The 17910-nt window shown below is 35.7% G+C and carries 17 protein-coding genes; 4 read left to right on the top strand and 13 right to left on the bottom strand.

The features are described from left to right. Nucleotides 1-40: 40 nt before the first annotated feature. Nucleotides 41-577, bottom strand: a complete 537-nt coding sequence (hpf, locus tag RTP52_RS01020; protein ID WP_312368637.1) for a ribosome hibernation-promoting factor, HPF/YfiA family — start codon at nt 575-577, stop codon at nt 41-43. An 857-nt stretch (nt 578-1434) separates the two neighbouring features. Then, a complete protein-coding gene (gene trxB / locus RTP52_RS01015) occupies nt 1435-2361 on the bottom strand; it encodes a thioredoxin-disulfide reductase (RefSeq protein WP_312368636.1) in 927 nt (308 codons plus the stop codon). A 103-nt stretch (nt 2362-2464) separates the two neighbouring features. On the opposite strand from trxB, the gene RTP52_RS01010 reads away from it, so the two are divergent. Continuing rightward, complete coding sequence (locus tag RTP52_RS01010) at nt 2465-2641, top strand: YjfB family protein (RefSeq protein ID WP_312102817.1); 177 nt, start codon at nt 2465-2467, stop codon at nt 2639-2641. Here the strand turns inward: RTP52_RS01010 and RTP52_RS01005 are convergent. Next, the gene (locus tag RTP52_RS01005) at nt 2631-3791 is read right to left on the bottom strand and encodes a CPBP family intramembrane glutamic endopeptidase (protein WP_312368634.1); all 1161 of its coding nucleotides are present in this window, start codon (nt 3789-3791) and stop codon (nt 2631-2633) included. The genes RTP52_RS01010 and RTP52_RS01005 overlap by 11 nt on opposite strands. 286 nt (nt 3792-4077) lie before the next feature. On the opposite strand from RTP52_RS01005, the gene RTP52_RS01000 reads away from it, so the two are divergent. After that, nucleotides 4078-4791: an acyl-[acyl-carrier-protein] thioesterase gene (locus RTP52_RS01000; protein ID WP_312368632.1), complete on the top strand. Its 714-nt coding sequence runs from the start codon at nt 4078-4080 to the stop codon at nt 4789-4791. A 12-nt stretch (nt 4792-4803) separates the two neighbouring features. Beyond that, nucleotides 4804-5646 carry a CvfB family protein gene (locus tag RTP52_RS00995; RefSeq protein ID WP_312368631.1) on the top strand — a complete coding sequence of 281 codons (843 nt, stop codon included), beginning with the start codon at nt 4804-4806 and terminating at the stop codon, nt 5644-5646. 82 nt (nt 5647-5728) lie between these two features. On the opposite strand, the gene RTP52_RS00990 is transcribed toward RTP52_RS00995, so the two are convergent. From RTP52_RS00990 to RTP52_RS00955, 8 genes are all read right to left on the bottom strand, one after another. After that, on the bottom strand, nt 5729-6127 hold the full coding sequence (locus tag RTP52_RS00990; RefSeq protein ID WP_312102825.1) for a flagellar protein: 399 nt from the start codon (nt 6125-6127) through the stop codon (nt 5729-5731). A gap of 93 nt (nt 6128-6220) precedes the next feature. Then, nucleotides 6221-6949: a ComF family protein gene (locus tag RTP52_RS00985; RefSeq protein WP_312368787.1), complete on the bottom strand. Its 729-nt coding sequence runs from the start codon at nt 6947-6949 to the stop codon at nt 6221-6223. Between the two features lie 35 nt (nt 6950-6984). Further along, on the bottom strand, nt 6985-7902 hold the full coding sequence (locus tag RTP52_RS00980) for a sugar phosphate nucleotidyltransferase (protein WP_312368628.1): 918 nt from the start codon (nt 7900-7902) through the stop codon (nt 6985-6987). Between the two features lie 93 nt (nt 7903-7995). Continuing rightward, nucleotides 7996-10224 carry an SF1B family DNA helicase RecD2 gene (gene recD2 / locus RTP52_RS00975; RefSeq protein WP_312368626.1) on the bottom strand — a complete coding sequence of 743 codons (2229 nt, stop codon included), beginning with the start codon at nt 10222-10224 and terminating at the stop codon, nt 7996-7998. Between the two features lie 215 nt (nt 10225-10439). Continuing rightward, a complete protein-coding gene (locus RTP52_RS00970; RefSeq protein ID WP_312368624.1) occupies nt 10440-10784 on the bottom strand; it encodes a rod-binding protein in 345 nt (114 codons plus the stop codon). Between the two features lie 112 nt (nt 10785-10896). Continuing rightward, nucleotides 10897-11712 (bottom strand): flagellar hook-basal body protein, encoded by an 816-nt coding sequence (locus tag RTP52_RS00965; RefSeq protein WP_312106682.1) that lies wholly within the window; start codon nt 11710-11712, stop codon nt 10897-10899. A gap of 116 nt (nt 11713-11828) precedes the next feature. Next, a complete protein-coding gene (locus tag RTP52_RS00960) occupies nt 11829-12602 on the bottom strand; it encodes a flagellar hook-basal body protein (protein WP_312368622.1) in 774 nt (257 codons plus the stop codon). 83 nt (nt 12603-12685) lie between these two features. Continuing rightward, nucleotides 12686-13678: a rod shape-determining protein gene (locus RTP52_RS00955; protein WP_312106678.1), complete on the bottom strand. Its 993-nt coding sequence runs from the start codon at nt 13676-13678 to the stop codon at nt 12686-12688. A 411-nt stretch (nt 13679-14089) separates the two neighbouring features. On the opposite strand from RTP52_RS00955, the gene RTP52_RS00950 reads away from it, so the two are divergent. Further along, entirely contained in the window at nt 14090-14686 is a 597-nt protein-coding gene (locus RTP52_RS00950; RefSeq protein ID WP_312368620.1) for a hypothetical protein, read from the top strand. On the opposite strand, the gene RTP52_RS00945 is transcribed toward RTP52_RS00950, so the two are convergent. Further along, nucleotides 14666-16636 carry a bifunctional diguanylate cyclase/phosphodiesterase gene (locus RTP52_RS00945; RefSeq protein ID WP_312106157.1) on the bottom strand — a complete coding sequence of 657 codons (1971 nt, stop codon included), beginning with the start codon at nt 16634-16636 and terminating at the stop codon, nt 14666-14668. The genes RTP52_RS00950 and RTP52_RS00945 overlap by 21 nt on opposite strands. A gap of 366 nt (nt 16637-17002) precedes the next feature. Continuing rightward, complete coding sequence (locus RTP52_RS00940; RefSeq protein ID WP_312106155.1) at nt 17003-17818, bottom strand: hypothetical protein; 816 nt, start codon at nt 17816-17818, stop codon at nt 17003-17005. Nucleotides 17819-17910: the final 92 nt, after the last annotated feature.

Genomic DNA, 17910 nt, shown 5'->3' with positions numbered 1-17910 from the left:
TCATTTCTGTTTGATTTAAGGTGTATTCCCTATTCCTTTCCTAGAATTCAGGTTCAATTAAACCGTAAGAATTACCCTTTCTCTTATAAACCACATTCACTTCATCGGTCTCTGCATTACGGAAAACGTAGAAGTTATGTCCAAGAAGCTCCATCTGTACACAGGCTTCTTCTGCATCCATTGGTTTCATAGCGAATCTCTTTACACGAGTAATGTTAATCTCATCTTCTTCGCCAATTTCACTTACTACATCATCAAAAAAGGATGGATTAAAGTTCGCCGCGGACTGATTCATGTCTTTTAGCTTACTTTTATACTTTTTAAGTTGTCTCTCAATTACTTCCTCAACAAGATCTATGGAAGCATACATATCATTGCTTACTTGTTCTGCTCTGACGATATTACCTTTCATAGGAATAGTAACTTCGATTTTTTGTCGATCTTTTTCAACACTTAACGTAACGTGAATTTCTGCTTCTGGATTAAAAAACTTTTCCAACTTACCAATCTTTTCATAGATCGCACTCTTAAGTCCCTCTGTTACATCAATATTCTTTCCGCTGATAATATAACGCATACTGACCAACTCCTTATCGTCTGATATTCCAACATAATTAAGGCAAATGTGATGCTTGATGTCTTTCTTTATGTTACTAATATTATACCACTATTATAAAAGTTAAACAATACCTTCTGTCCAATAATTATCAATATTTTATCAAATTGTCCCACTTATTTTAGAAATAGTCGAATTTTGTTTTAACTTTACTTTCAATATCTCCTTTAATTTTCTATATAAACCGCTTTTTCTAAATTATTCGACAATATTCCAAGCAAATGAAATCTTAATTTCTCATTTTTCCGACAATACTATTGTCAAGTGCGTCTTTTGAAATTAATAGTCATATTGTACATTTTTACACATATGACAAAACACATATTCGAACTTGACACAATTTTTTTATACGACTAATGTGGTTACTAATTGTGGATAATGTGGATAACTCGGTGTATAACTTTCAAAGTACGTCATTTTCCATATTTTTTTTGTGGATATCTTTTGGAAATATTTTTTATTGTCTTTTTTTATTTGTAATTTATTGACATTTTAGTTTATTGGTTTGTGCAGTTTGTATAACCACTTCCTTGTCAATAGGATTTTTAAAGATTATTTTATTTCTATATTTTCTTTGTATTCTGACAATTATCAGAATTTTTCTGTTATCTAATGTCAAACCTTCTCGTTTTCTATTGTCAAAATCGCGTCATTGCCACTGACAATTTGACTTATAATAATCTACACTTCGCATTATTACACTTTAAAAATAAAAATTGGAGAATAACATAGGGTATTACTATACCCTACATCATTCTCCAATTATAGTACTAATGCTTATTTCTGTTTTTTTATTTCTTATCCCTTATAGCTGTTTTCTATAAGTTATTCAAATAACGCTCTACGCCAGTTACCGCAACCGCTCCATCGGATGCTGCCGTAATAACCTGTCTAAGTTCCTTTGTACGAATATCTCCTGCTGCGAATATACCTGGAACATTTGTTTCGCAACTTTCATCTGCAATAATATAACCTCCCCTGTCAACAGCAACTGCAGGTGTATATACTTCAGAATTCGGTACATTACCAACTGCAATAAATACACCGTCCACATAAAGTTCGGATGCTTCTTCCGTAGCGATATTGCGAATCTTAACTGCGTTAACAGCATCTGTCCCAATAATTTCATCCACAACACTGTCCCAATGAACTATCACATTCTCAAGGGATAATAACTTTGTAATAAATGTTTTCGCAGCTCGAAACTCATCTCTACGATGAATTACATGTACTTCCTTACAAATTCTCGAAAGAAAGATAGCATCTTCTACGGCTACATCTCCACCGCCCACAACTGCAACAGTCTTTCCTCGGAAGAAAGCACCGTCACAAGTTGCACAGTAAGATACTCCCATACCTTGTAATTCTTCTTCTCCCTTAACATTTAATTTACGAGACGCAGCCCCAGTTGCAATAATAAGTGATTTAGCGTAATATCCCTCTCCATTATCTAAGACGATTTTCTTAATCCCATCCTCTACTTCAAATGCTTTCACTTCACCATAAACATGGGTAGCACCCAGTTTATCGCTGTGTTCTCTAAATTTAACTGCCAAATCAAATCCGCCGATACCCGGGATTCCTGGATAGTTATCCACTTCATACGTATTGATGATTTGACCTCCACTCATTGGTTCTTTTTCAATCACTATAGTATTTAACTCTGCTCTTGAAGCATAAATACTTGCAGTTAAACCTGCTGGTCCCGAACCAATGATGGCCAGGTCATGAATTATTTTATTCATAAACAACACTCCTTTACTATATAATAAGCAATTTATTGCTAAAGTTTCCTTATTCTTATGTCGATGTAACCTTTGTGTTTAAACACAGAAAGGTGGTATATCTATGGATATTGCTGCTTTATCCATGGCAAGTAGCCAAGCAAATCTTATGACTCAGGTTAACACTGCTGTGTTAGCGATGAATCTAAGCTCCATAAAAGAGATGGGTGAAAACATCACTAAGTTAATGGAGCAATCCGTAACTCCAAACCTTGGGCAAACCATTGATGTTACATGCTAATGATGCCTTGAAGGACAAGTTCATTTATCACTAAGTTAAAGACACAGATTGCAATTGCAATCCAAAGAGGGAGAGTAAATAAGGCACTAGCTTTTACTTTCCCTTCGCCTTTATACCCATCACCAGAAACAGAATGATTACTTTCTATCCTATTCTCTTTATTCTTTGAAAATAGACTCTTAATATATTCATATCTTCCTGTATTTTTCGCAATCTTACGATAAATTAAAAATGCTAATATTCCACCTAATAAAGCGGTAAGTCCATAAGTTCCTAAGATATCAATAAAATTCATATCCGATAACACTGCATTACCACTCGCTTGAAATACTTGGTCAAAATCAACATCCGTACCTATCAATTTTGTAATCGAATTTGCTAACTCTTGGTCACCACGTGCTATCGCCTCATTTGCCATATTATTTAAATATTTAAATAGTCTTGGAATGGCATAAAGTAAGGTAATCGACCAGCCGTTCATGATAAAGTGAATAATCATCGTCGAAACAATGGAATCCGTTGCTTCTATTACAAATGCAAAGACAATTCCCATAATAAAAGCATAGCAGAACTGATTCAAATTACCATGCAAGATACCAAATAAGAAGGCTGATAGAAATGCAGCTCCAAGAGGATTTACTCTTCGATATCCCTGATAAAATAAACCTCGATACACGATTTCTTCCATTACACAAGGTACGAAAGCGACACAAAATAGTGCAATCAGATACGAATTTTTATGAGTAATATTGAACATCGTATCATTAATTGCTGCCACTGAGAACATACGTGAGATGGCATTCACAAAGTTGATAGCTGGTGTAATACAGATTGTAAATAATATAAGCCAAAAAACATTTGATATCGATACCTTGTGAAAACAAAGTTGCTCGCGAATGCTTTTTTTACCTTCTCGGGTTTCATATCCCATAGAAGGATAATTTATCTCTAGCCCACCCGAAATTCTCTTTTGTCTTCTACTTTCTATAATTAAAAATACAATAGAAGGACCTGCTATGATTGCCTGAGTTATTAACAGTAAAAATGCTTCATTTGATACGAAGTATCCAAAAGGTATAAAGTATGGCATAAATAATCTAATAGCTAGGGTACACAAAAATACTATATTTATTTTTCTAACGTAATTCATCCCAGGCCTCCTGTGTTTCGTTTCTTTTTAACGGGTTTGTTCATAAATTTTGAATGTACTTCTTTTTTATTATACCATATTCGCAAGCTCAAATGATATGCGGAATTTATGCCGTTCATATGCTCTCACTCCATTTAGCACTGGTATATATTCTTATGCCATTACCTAAACTTGTTAATATTATACCACATTTTTATTCTTATCGGAAGTTGATTTCTCTACTCTTGTTATTTTTGGAAGAAACGTGATATAATGTGAATAATCGTGTTCAGTGGAGGCTTTTCTTATGTATAGTTTTGACAGCAGAGTAAGATACAGTGAGGTTGACCATAATAAAGTTATGACGGCGTCGACTATTATCAACTATTTTCAAGATTGCTCTAATTTTCAATCGGATTCTTTAGGTGTCGGTATTGAAGAATTAACAAAGCGATCTCGCGTATGGATTATGAGCTCTTGGCAACTAGTGATAAACCGCTATCCTACACTAGGTGAACAAATCACCATTGGGACATGGCCATATGAATATAACGGAATATATGGATACCGTAATTTTATTCTTTATGATGAGAAAAAAGAAGTTGCTGCCGTAGCAAATTCAATTTGGGTGCTCTTGGATACGAATCTAAATCGTCCGGTTAAGATTACAGATGAGGATTATCAAGCTTATAAAAATGAACCTGCTTATCCTATGGAGTATGCCGACCGTAAAATTAGGGTTCCAAAAGAATTAATTTCCCTACCTTCATTTGCTGTAATGCCTTCCTTTATTGATGTATTAAATCATGTGAACAATGCACAGTATATCCGAATGGCAACCGATTATGTCGATGAAAATTTTCAAATTACACAAATGAGAGCTGATTATCGAAAATCAGCCCTTTTGGGAGATATCATCTATCCCAAAATTTCAAAAACAAACGATTGTATTACCGTAGTTCTCTCCGATAAGGAAGGACAACCCTATGTAACCGTTGCCTTTTATGGCACTACAGTATAGAAAGGAATTACTATGATTCAATTAGGAAAAATTCAAACACTTACCGTTGCTAAAACGACGGATTTTGGTGTTTATCTAGCAGACAAGGATAATAATACTAGAAAAGAAGATACCATACTGCTACCAAAAAGCCAAGTCCCAGCAGGAACAAAGATAGACGACCAACTTTCCGTCTTTGTATATAAGGACTCGGAAGACCGCCCAATCGCAACATCAACCACTCCAAAGCTAACATTAAAAGAAATTGCCGTATTAAAAGTAAAAGAGGTTACCTCGATTGGAGCCTTCTTAGATTGGGGAATTGCAAAAGATTTATTCTTACCATTTAAAGAACAGACTCATCCTGTTATATCGGAAGAAGAGGTTCTTGTAAGCCTTTATATTGATAAGAGTAAGCGTCTTTGTGCAACCATGAAGATTTACGATATGTTGCAGACAGACTCTCCTTATGGAAAGGATGATAAGGTCACTGGTATTATTTATGAAATCATTCCTGCGTTTGGTGCATTTGTTGCCGTAGATAATAAATATTCCGCACTTATCCCAAACAAGGAGCTTCACACGAAATTAAATCCTGGCGAATCAATTACCGCACGCGTTACTATGGTTCAAGCAGACGGTAAACTTGACCTAAGCCTACGTGAAAAGACTTACTTACAGCTTGATTCCGATGCTGAGCTAATCTATGAGAAGTTAACTGCTGCAGGTGGTTTCCTTCCATTCCATGATAAATCAGAACCAGATACCATCAAGAACGAATTTAATCTAAGCAAAAATGCATTCAAACGTGCCATTGGACGTCTGATGAAGGATAATAAAATTAAGATTTTAGAGAACGGAATTCAGAAAATGTAATTCAAAAATAGCAGTTAGAATAGGTTACGAGATTTACTTTCTCACCTTATTCTAACTGCTTCTTAATGTCCCCTTGGAAGGGTTAGTTATCCAAGAAACGCATCTTTGCGCGGTCTCGATAATCTTTTTCCTTTGGATCGTCACTTTTATATGCGCTTCCAATTGTGTTTACTAACTTTTCTTTGCACAAGTTGCAAAAACGTCCAGTGCGGATCATAGTACCACAATTTTCGCACTCTAAGCCTACCAGTGAATCATCCGAAAAGGCAAGTCTCTCCTCACGAACCCATTGTTTAAGCTGAGGTACTGTTACTTCATTTTCTTCCGCCACTTCCTGAATATTTGCTTTAGGATTGTCGTATATGTAGTTTTTTACAACTTCGAACTTTTTATCTAATTCACGCATACAAGATGGACAAAGTTGAACCCCACTGAGATAATTAAATAATTTTCCGCAACTTCTGCAATTTCTTACGTCCATTTAAACCTCCATTCTGTCGAAATTCTGCGAATTTGGGCGACAGCACAAATTTACTGTGTGAAAATCAAGATTTTTCACACTGACCCCCATTTCTCAGAATCCGCTTCCTATACAAACCGTAACAAAGAATACTTCAAGGCATCCAGCCTTTTGTAATACATTCGTACACGCTTCGATTGTACTTCCTGTTGTGTAAATATCATCAACTAATATCACTCGTTTGTATGGGAACAATTCCTCTGACTTTTTGCTATTTGTTGAAATAGAGAATGCCCTCTCCAGATTTTTCATTCGTTCTTTGTTATCTAGCTTTTTTTGTGGTTTTGTATCCATAGTTCGTACTAGAAGTTTGTTATCCACAGGAATAGAAAGTGCTTTTGATAATCCTTCCGCCAACAACTGAGCTTGATTAAATCCTCTTTGCTTATATTTGTTTTTATGTAACGGAACTGGTATTAGCACTTCTGCCTTCGTTTTATATATCCAATCTCCAAGGTTTGAAACCATGTAGTCTACATAAAAGTCTGCGTATTCTTTCTTTGCATGATACTTAAAATCACTTAGCGATTTCTTTAATTTCTCATTGTAAAGAAAACAAGCAAATCCTCTGGTGTAATGATGTTGCTTCTTAACACAGTCAAAACAATATTCTTGTTCTTCTACTAATACAGGTTTGCTGCATTTTTTGCAGCGAGGTTCCATAAGTACAGGAAGCACCTCACTGCAAATACTGCATACTTTTTGATTCTTCGGAACTAAAATCTCACTGCAAATCGGACATCGTTTCGGATAAACAGCATCCAACATTTCTTTCCAAACCATTCTCCACACGAGGTTTTCACCTTCTATCTAAACGCTTAAAATAATTTATTTGGATACTTACCCTGTGCAATTAAATCTAGAATGGAGTCCACTACTAATTGTTTATCTTCTTTATAAGTTACTCCAAACCATTTATCGTCTGTTCTTAATACCTTTACTTTTGCTCTGTCTTCTGACACCATTTTGCCAACTACATTTGGTAATAGGTATTCTGCCTTTGTATTATTTTCATCTAGACCTTGTAAAAAGTCAACAAATCCAGCTTCTAGCTCTTGTAGGAAGTTTGGAATAAATCCCCACATATTCATAGATACCGAACTGTCTAATGTGATCGTTACAGGATTACCATTGCCATCCTTACCAACTGCTACATCACCCTGTCTCTCAATCCCAAAGGTTTCCTCTACATGGGATAAGTATCCAGATTCAACTACATTACATACACCTCTTGTTACAATACCATTGTCGCTTAAGGTGTTACCAAGAACAAAACCTGCCATACAGAATTCATTCTCTTTGTTATACGTATCGACATTTTTTAAGAAATCCTGAACCTTTACAAACGCTTCTTTTCCATAGTAGTCATCCGCATTAATAACTGCAAAAGGTTCATTTACTACACCTTTGCAACACAATACAGCTTGACCGGTACCCCATGGTTTTGTACGGTCTTCTGGCTTTGTAAAACCTGCTGGTAATTTATCAAGCTCCTGATATACATACTCTACCTCGATTTGTTTCTCAATACGACTTCCGATGATTTCTTTAAAATCCTTCTCAAGGTCATGTCGGATAATAAATACAACTTTACTAAATCCCGCTTCTATCGCATCATAAATAGAGTAATCCATAATTATCTCGCCGCTTGGTCCGACTTTTTCAAGCTGCTTGATTCCTCCTCCGTAACGGCTACCAATACCTGCTGCCATAATTACTAATGTGGTCTTATTCATAAGGGACTCCTCCTGATATTTTATTTCAATTTTCTATCATCATTAGAATTATTATACACTATGAAACCTCCAGATGCACCACCTTTTTGCAAACTAACCTAATATTTGCTTTCTTTCCATAATTCTGGATTTTAAACCTGAGTAACGCTTTAACTCACTTTCGTTGTCAATCATTGTCTGTACCATATTCTCACTGCCTACGATGGTAACACATTGCTTTGCCCTTGTAACTGCTGTATATAAAAGATTTCGATTAAATAACATCCTTGGTCCACTATATATCGGAAGAACAACCGCTGGGTATTCACTACCCTGTGACTTGTGAATTGTCACTGCATAAGCCAGTTCTAACTCCTCTAGTTGACTAAATGGATAGGTAACCAAACGTCCTTCATCAAATTCTACCGTTAATTCCTCTGCAAATAGATTAATTTCTTTGATTACTCCTGTATCACCATTAAATACGCCTGTTCCACTATCAATCGTAATACCATAACGGCTTTTGGTCTCCCAAGTAATCTGATAATTGTTCTTCACCTGCATTACCTTGTCACCCTCACGAAAGATTCCCCCGGAATGTTCCTTTTCCTTTTTCTCCTGGGAGGAAGGGTTTAGATACTGTTGTAATACTTGATTCAGCCTTTCTACTCCAAGTTCTCCTTTTCTCATTGGCGTAAGCACTTGTATATCGTAAACAGAAGCATTTACGTACTTTGGCATCTTATCACGGACTAGAGAGATAATGACGCTAATAATTACATTAACATCATCTCTTTTTAGCAAAAAGAAATCCTTGCTCTTATTATCCAAGGTAATATGTTCTCCGGAATTGATCTTATGAGCATTTACGATAATATCACTTTCGGATGCTTGTCTAAAAATCTTTTTTAACATAACAACTGGAAATGCCTTCGATTCAATCATATCTCGCAGTACATTTCCCGGTCCAACGCTTGGTAACTGATTGACGTCACCAACTAAGATTACTCTGGTACCAACCGTAATCGCTTTTAATAAGGAATGCATTAAAGAGATGTCAACCATCGACATCTCGTCGATGATAATTACATCTGCCTCAAGGGGATTTAGCTCGTTACGTTCAAAGCTCATCCTACCATCCTTATCATCCATTCCTTTGGTAAGCTCCAATAAACGATGAATTGTACTTGCCTCATAACCAGTCGTTTCTTTCATACGCTTTGCAGCTCGTCCAGTAGGAGCTGCAAGAAGCATATCCATACCTTCTGCTTCAAAAAAGCGAAGTATTGTATTAATAGTTGTAGTTTTACCAGTACCAGGGCCACCAGTTATAATTAGTAAACCGCTACGAACCGCATCCATCACAGCATAGCGCTGCATTTCATCCAGCTCTAGATTTGTTTCCTGTTCTATTTTTACAAGTCTCGTTTCGACTTGTGCTGGAGAGATATCATAGGATATGCTAAGGTCTGAAAGCATATTCGCAACATTTAACTCCATATAATAAAAAGTTGTACTGTAAACATGCTGCTCTTCCTCTGACTCTTTAATCACCAGCTTTTTTTCAAGAGCGAGTGAGGTAATGTGCCGCTTAACTGTATCTGCTTCTACCATAAGCATCTCACATGTTTTACCAACCAAGCTATGCATCGGAAGGTATACATGTCCGTTACCAGTCGCAAGCAACAAGGTATAAAGGATACCTGCTTTTACGCGATAATCAGCGTCAGTTCGAATTCCTATCCTAGAGGCAATTTCATCCGCAATCTTAAAACCTACACCACTGATATCTTCTGCAAGGCGGTATGGATTTTCTTTTATTATCTCATACATTCGCTCCCCATACTGCTTATAGATTTTAACTGCAAGATTTAAAGAGATGCCATATTGCTGAAGAAATAGCATGGCACTTCTCATCTCTCTCTTTTCGGAAAACTGTCGATAAATCTCTCTTGCTAACTTATCGCTGATCCCCTTCACTTCAGCAAGACGTTCTGGTTCTTCTTCTATTATCACAAATGTTTTTTCTTTAAATTTACGAACAATACGTGCTGCCAATGCGGTCCCGATCCCTTTGATTGCACCGGACCCTAAATAACGTTCGATTGACAGTAAGTCCTCTGGCTCCTTCATCTCATAGGAGCTCACCTGGAATTGCTCGCCGTACAATGGATGTGCAGTATAGCTACCGGTTAAAGCAAGATATTCTCCTTCATTGACAAAAGAAAATGTTCCAACGCAGGTCACTTCATCTTCCTCTGCGGAGAGACTTAGTACAGTATAACCATTTTCACCATTTCGATATACAATTCTCTCTACATATCCTTTTAATTCTTCCGCCATACTCTTCCTTTCTACACCCAGTGCATATCGAATCAGTTTACAGATTCGATATGCTAAAATAGAACGTGTGAAACTAGTCTTTTATCTTCACACTATATTGTGCGTCTTAAGTGTGTAAATAGCCTCATTAGCACAAACATCAAGTAACATTGATGTCTTTGCCAATGAGGCTTATCTTTTTATCTTATTTAAATCCTGATAATTTTTAACTTATATCAAGTATTCTGATCTCTCTTCATTGCCTCATAAAGCTGCTTTGCAATTCCTAATTGACCGGTTTCTGTAATGTCCTTTGCATAGCTTTGGTATAACATATCACCAAAGTAGGACATATACTCATTTTCATCCTCATCACTATTTGCAATGGTATTCTTTACTTGTTTCATAACTTGTTCTACTAAGTAAGTTTCAAAGCTCTTACAGGACTCCATTAGTTCCTCGTCAGTGGCAGACTTAATATCTTTACCAAGGTTGTTTTCTAACTTCGCTGTCTTTGATGTACTTTGTGCAGTTTGAGTCAATGTCTGAAACATTGCATCACTTCCTACGGAAATACTCATCTGTTTCTTCCTTTCTACTAGATAGCTGAAATTCTGCTGAATAACTGTAATTCTATCGAATGGCAGAAATTTTATGAATAGACTGACATTCTACCTAATGGTTATAAACCATTTAACGACGTAAGTTATTCGCTTGCTGTAGCATCTCATCTGCAGCTGTAATTGCTTTGGAATTCATCTCATAGGCTCTTTGTGCTACAATCAAATTCACAATTTCATCCGCTGTCTGTACATTGGAAGCTTCAAGATATCCAGTATGAATCTTACTTTGTTTAAGACTCTTATTCTCCGCTTCCTTAAGAGGAGCACCAGAGGCTTCCGTCTCATAAAATAAACTTCCACCAGCTTTCTCTAACCCAGCAGGATTAACAAACTGAGTAAGACCGATTTGTATTCCAGTACGCTGTGCAATATTATTCGCATCAGGGTACATTACATTTCCGTACTCATCCATGGTTACTTTCGAGAGATCCCAATCCTTATTGAATACAACTGGCTGTCCCTTTGTATTAAGTACAGGGTATCCATCAGCGGATGCTAAGGTTACCCCTTCCGTACCAATCGCGGTACGAAATGATCCATTTCTTGTATAAGCAGTATTACCATCAGCATCACGAACAGAAAATAATCCTTTACCTTCAATTGCAAGATCCCAATCATTACTGCTTTCTTGTAAGGTTCCCTGAGTAAAGGAAGAAACGATACCAGTTACTCTGACACCAGAACCAACCTGTCCTATCACAGGTTTTTGATTTCCTTCACTATCCGTTACTTTACTTTGTATTTTAGAATATAACAAGGAGGAAAATTGTGCGGTCTCCTTCTTATATCCGGCTGTATTAATATTTGAAAAGTTATTTGATATGGTATCCAAAGTTGTTTGCTGAGAAATCATACCCGATGCCCCAGTCCAAAGTGCTCTCATCATAAAAATCCTCCATTCTGCCCCAAATGTGCAATTTGGGCGAATGCACAAAAGTTGTGTATCTTCTCTCGTGCAAGTATTATCTTATCGTAACATAATTGATATAAGAATTTCTAAAATTAGATTTTACCTACTGAATTTGCAGCTAATTCTAACGTACCGTCAATGGACTGAAGTACTTTCTGATTTGCTTCATAAGCTCTTGTAATAGCAATCATATTTACCATTTCACTAACAACATTGACATTGGACTGCTCTGTGTATCCTTGACGAATACCAGAAGTTGTATCTTTCTCTCTAGAACCGTCTACTGCTTCATACATAGCCTCACCGAATTTTTTTAGATAATCATAATCCTCAAAATCTGTTACGACTAGCTTGTCTACTTGTACGCCGTCTGCAAAAACATTACCCTGTAAATCAATGACGATTTGGCTGGCGTCTGTTGGCACCTGAAGGTTACCTCCCTCACTCATGAGGTGATTTCCATTCACATCAACAATATAACCCTCTTTATCCATTAAAAACTGTCCGGCTCTGGTATAACGCTCCTTAGCGTTTCCATCTTTATCTAAAACTTGCATTTTGAAAAATCCAGAACCTTCGATTGCTAAATCAAATGTATTACCAGTTTCTCTTAAAGAGCCCTGTGCATAATCAGTATAAACTTCACCAAGCTTCACTCCAAGCGTCATTTTACCAATTCTCTTATCAGTAAAATTCTCGGACTCATCTCGAATTTTTAACGTTAGAACATCATCAAAGGATTGATTTGTTACGCCTTCCTTTTTATATCCAACAGTAGCAGAATTCGCTAAATTGTTTGATATGATATCTAGACGCTTTTGTTCATTTTCCATACCGGTCCAACCAGTATATAGACCTCTAACCATTCCATTCTCCTCTCATGACATAGCTGTCTATGAATTTATCCATTCCTTGTATTTTTGTGAAGCTAAGTTAGTTATACTTATAATCAGTCTTTTTTACTACCACTTAAAAATTCAACGTATTTACCAGTACCAATTGCAACTGCTGTCATTGGATCTTCCGCAGTCATTGTTGTAATACCAGTTTTTTCTTCGATTAATTCTTCTAGCCCATATAATAAACAACCGCCACCTGTTAATACAATACCGCGATCTGCGATATCTGCAGCTAATTCCGGTGGAGTTTTTTCAAGTACACTATGAACCGCTTCTACAATCTGAGAAGTAGTTTCTTTTAGTGCTTCCTCTGTTTCTTCTGAAGTAACAGAGATTGTTTTTGGAAGACCTGTAACAAGGTTACGTCCTCTAACATCCATGGCTACAACTTCTGGTCTGCGGTAAGCAGAACCAATCTTAATCTTAATATCTTCCGCTGTTCTTTCACCAATTAATAAATTATGCTTTTTACGCATATAACGAACAATTGCTTCATCAAAGTCATCGCCTGCAATCTTAATTGAGGTAGAAACTACTGTTCCTCCTAAGGAAATAACTGCGATATCACTTGTTCCACCACCAATATCTACAATCATATTACCGCATGGTCTTGAGATATCAATACCAGCTCCAATTGCTGCTGCGATAGGCTCTTCTATAATAGCAACATCTCTAGCTCCTGCTTGATAAGTTGCATCTTCTACTGCCTTCTTTTCTACTTCTGTAACTCCACTTGGTACACAAACGCTAATAATTGGTTTACGGAAACGTTGCTTACCAACAGCTTTCTGTATGAAGTATTTTAACATTTTTTCTGTAACTGTATAATCGGAGATAACACCCTGACGTAATGGACGTACCGCAACGATATTTCCAGGTGTTCTTCCAAGCATTAGCCTAGCTTCTTCACCAATTGCTTTTATTTTATTTGTATCTCTGTCAAAGGCAACTACGGAAGGCTCCTTTAATACAACGCCTTTGCCTTTAATATATACCAGAACACTAGCTGTTCCTAAATCGATTCCGATGTCGCAACCCAACATTGTAATTCTCCTTTCAAAAATCCACCAAAATAGATATTCTATCTTATTCTCTATCGATTAATTCAAATCTAAACGTATACTATTATATTATAAACATGTTTCAGAAAATTTTCAAAGGAAATTTTCAATACTTTTCCTAAAATCATCAAATTACGATAATTTTTAACATTTTTAAATGTATAGTAAAGGTATTCTAAAATCTTACTCGGTACTTTTTATTATTTTTTCATGATTTTAGTGTTATATACCTCGTTCTCGATTAGTTCTTTCATAGGAGTATACCTTGGGTAATCATTTTTTTTGCAACATGTTTAATATATCGGCAATTTTTTTAAAAAGCTGACTACTTTTTCTATGAATTTTGTCCTATTAATGATATGATAGGAAAAATGGATAAATTCTGAGGTGTCTATGAATACTAATGAAACAAAAATGGAACGAAAAAAAATTAATCATGAAATTCATCTAGTAAGTAATTACCGAGCGCTACTAATAGCAAAACATATTGGTACCCTCCTGCTTATATTATACTTTGTGCCTGCTGCCATTACTGGATTTGATGAAAGTCCTGCATTATATATACTTTTACTTCACAATATTTTACCAGCAGTGTTTTATTTATTATTTACTAATAATAGTAAATCACATACGAAAAACCCGAGAATACTAAAACCTTCTGCATATGATGAAGTAAAGGAAGAGCCTAAAAAAACGCATACCTTATCTTTTATTTTTGCCAAAGAAATGGAAGCAGATACTCCTATACTCCCACAACTTAAGAAAAAATATCAATATTCAAGACTAAAGTACCAAAGTAACTCAATTTCTTTTTTATTGACTTGCTTCTTTTTATACTTGTGGCAACAACAGGATTTAATTCAAAACGGCTTTTATCTTTATCAGTATGCACCAGTTGTAATTTTAGCAGTTATCGTATTAACTCGATTTATTTGTATTATTTTTTATGAATGCTATATTCACAATAGCTTACGCTTCGGAGGAGTCTAACAATTGCTCAAATTCCTCTGATGGCATAGGTTTTTGATAATAAAACCCCTGCATCATATCACACTGTTGATCGATAAGTACATCTTGCTGTTCTTTTGTCTCCACTCCTTCCGCAACCACGGTAAGATTTCTTTCCTTTGCAAAGGAGAGGATATGCATAACGATAGTTTTTTCTTGATTCGAAAATTCCGAGTCTTCTAAGTTCATTATAAGTTTTTTGTCAATCTTAAGTACGTGAATCGGTAATTCCTTTAATAATTGTAAAGAAGAAAATCCAGCACCAAATTGATCAATTGCAATTAAAAAGCCTAATTCTCTTAATTTTTGTATTACGCATTTCATTAACTCCTTAGATTCATAAAGGTCGACTTCCGAAAATTCAAACTCCAATAGTTCATGTGGTATCTGATAATAGTCGACAATCTCTACAATCTCTGTCAGAAATTCGGGATGACCAAGGTGCTTACCAGAAAGGTTCACTGATATCGGTACAGCCCTTTTCCCCTTATCCATCCAGTCTTTTAGATACTCGCAAACCTCCTCTAATACGTACATGTCAAGCCTAACAATTGAATCATTTTCTTCTAACATAGGAAGAAATACATTGGGAGGTAATATTCCATTCACCTTATGATTCCAACGTACTAAAGCTTCTGCTCCAGCTATTTTATTCGTATCCAGTTGAAGAATTGGCTGTAGAAATACCAAAAACTCATTATGAATGAAAGCATTTGAGATATCCTCTATCTTAGGCTGTTTGGCCTTCTTTTCTTTCTGATTATAAAATTCAATATTTGGTGTATAGCCATTTGATCCATTATACCTAACCTGCCTAGCATGTTGAATGAGATCTTTTACATCCATATCCCTTTTTATCTCACATACGCCGCACTGGAACGTAATAGAACAAAAATTATTATCCTCTTGTGGTAAGTCTCCCGCATACTTAAACAACTCAACCAAACGCTTTCGAAGATTTAGTTCTCCATTATATTCAAGCAGCATTCCAAATTCATCATTTTGGTATCTCGTAAGAAGCTCACCTTCTGTTAACATGAATTGGATCTTACTTGCTATCTGCTTTAATAGTTTTTCACAGTATTGCTTACCGGATAATTCATAAATAAGTTCAAAATTATCTATACTATAAGTTACATATGCATAACTTTCTTTTCCCTTTATTAATTTTTCTTTTATCTTCCTTTTATGGTGAAGTGGGTTAGGAAGGCCTGTAATTTTGTCCACGTCTCCCATATCCATTCGTTTTCTCCTTATTCTATTCTTATGTAGAATGCTATAGAGAAAAGCCATAATAATTGCGAGGAGTGAAAATAGAACAATCACCATTGCCATCTTTAAAACTGATTGAATTTCTCGATTGATTTCTTGATAGGAAACAATACTTATGATGTGACCATCCGCTAACCAACTTGGTGATGATAATGCAATATAGTACTTTTCCCCATTATTAAGCTTTGTGAGTTTAACCAAACCTTTTTTATCTATTACCTCTTGATATGACTTTATATCTCCGAAAGATTCTAAACTATCAATCACATTGTTTCCATAAGTTGATAATGCATCCTTACCAGACTCTGAGAGAGCACCTATTACCTCTCCGTTAATTGTAACAACATAGCTATGTGCATTTCCGTGAAAGTAAGTTGGATTTTTAGAACCAGGGATTATCGCGAAATTACCTGATGTCCACTTTTCTTCCATAAACTGTTTGCCTGCTTCGCTTTTTTTAATATAATCGGCGCTAAGCCATGTATATTCTAATAACTTTTTTTCAGCCTCCGAATGAAGCATCCCATTTAGTGATAATAAAAATGTAACTATCGATAGAATTCCTATTCCTATTATTACAAAGAAACGAATCTTTCTTTTGTTTCGAGTATCATATACATCGTAATAGCCTCTGCGGCTTGATAGCCCCCCAAGTTTCATAGAATGCTCCCCCTGCACCTAATTTTTATACTCCAACTTTCACAAATTTAATATTTCCAATCTCTGACCTCTATTTATAAATCGACTATATTTTCATTATTCTTTATATCAAAATACAAACTTCGTACGGCTGCAAAATACGACATTATGTCATATTATTTGATAATTAATTATAACATGTGATAATTTTCCATGCAACCCAATCCATGGAAGTTTATTGAATGATAAATGCGGAGATAACCCTAAATTCCATAAAAGGCAGCTTTGCTACTCATAGGAATTCAGTGCTATCTCCGCTTGTTATTGGGAAGATATATAACACCTCCTGATATGAAATTTTATTCGTCGGTCACACCTCTTTAGTATCTATTCTAATAATTTACCTGATGGTAATGGAAGGGTACTTTCCTCTATCTGATTAATTTCACAGAAATAATGATAGAATTCCTCTGCTAGTGCAGCAGTATCATTTTCATTTGGTAGACTCATAATATCCTTTAAGATTTGAGCAGATATAAGATTAGAACAATACCTAAATTCTCCTGACTTCCAGACCATTTTATCTGGATATCTTTCGTCAGCGTAGTAATTCCAGAATTTTAATTTTGATAAATGATCTGGTAGTAGTAAAACATACTTTGAATGAAGTGTAATCTTACCATCTTGACACTCTGTCCCTAAGAAATCCTCTTCAAGCATTGCAATACCAAAAATAGTACGGCTTGACTCGTCGTCTTCTTCCTTTCGTTCCGTTAAGATACATGCGGAGTTTTGATGTAATCTTGATGGTCTGACTGGACTTCCTTTTGTTTTTCCCGTTTGTATTAATCCAGTGTTTATTACATTGTCTTGTAGAAACTCTGTTTTATCATTTTCAAAAAAACGTATCACAATCTGGGAGCTTGGGTGGAGTTTTAGTTTATCAATTAGTTGATTATGTCGTTCCATCTTTCTAGCAATACGATTACTAATCTCTTCTTTTCTATCCATTTCCTTTAGCATACCGTCAACATAACTCTTACTATCCTTCTCCATGAGAACCAAAAACTGACGGAAGGCATCTGGATATAAAAATATCTTCTTCCCTGCATCAAATTGTACGGATAATTTGTTTTGATTTAGATCGACGATAATACCTTTTCCAAACTTCCTATGAAATACTGTTTTATTCTGCATATTCATAATCTGTAACCACCTTTCCACCCTCGATATAAAAAAAAAGAAGATGCTTTTTCATACAGCTACTTTACAGTAGAATATTAAAAGCCCTTCTT

This window comes from Lachnoclostridium sp., assembly GCF_031997925.1.
In the GTDB taxonomy this organism is placed as follows: Bacteria; Bacillota; Clostridia; order Lachnospirales; family Lachnospiraceae; genus Lachnoclostridium.
The sequence above is the reverse complement of the archived record's forward strand: the minus strand, read 5'-3'. Positions and strand labels throughout refer to the sequence as shown.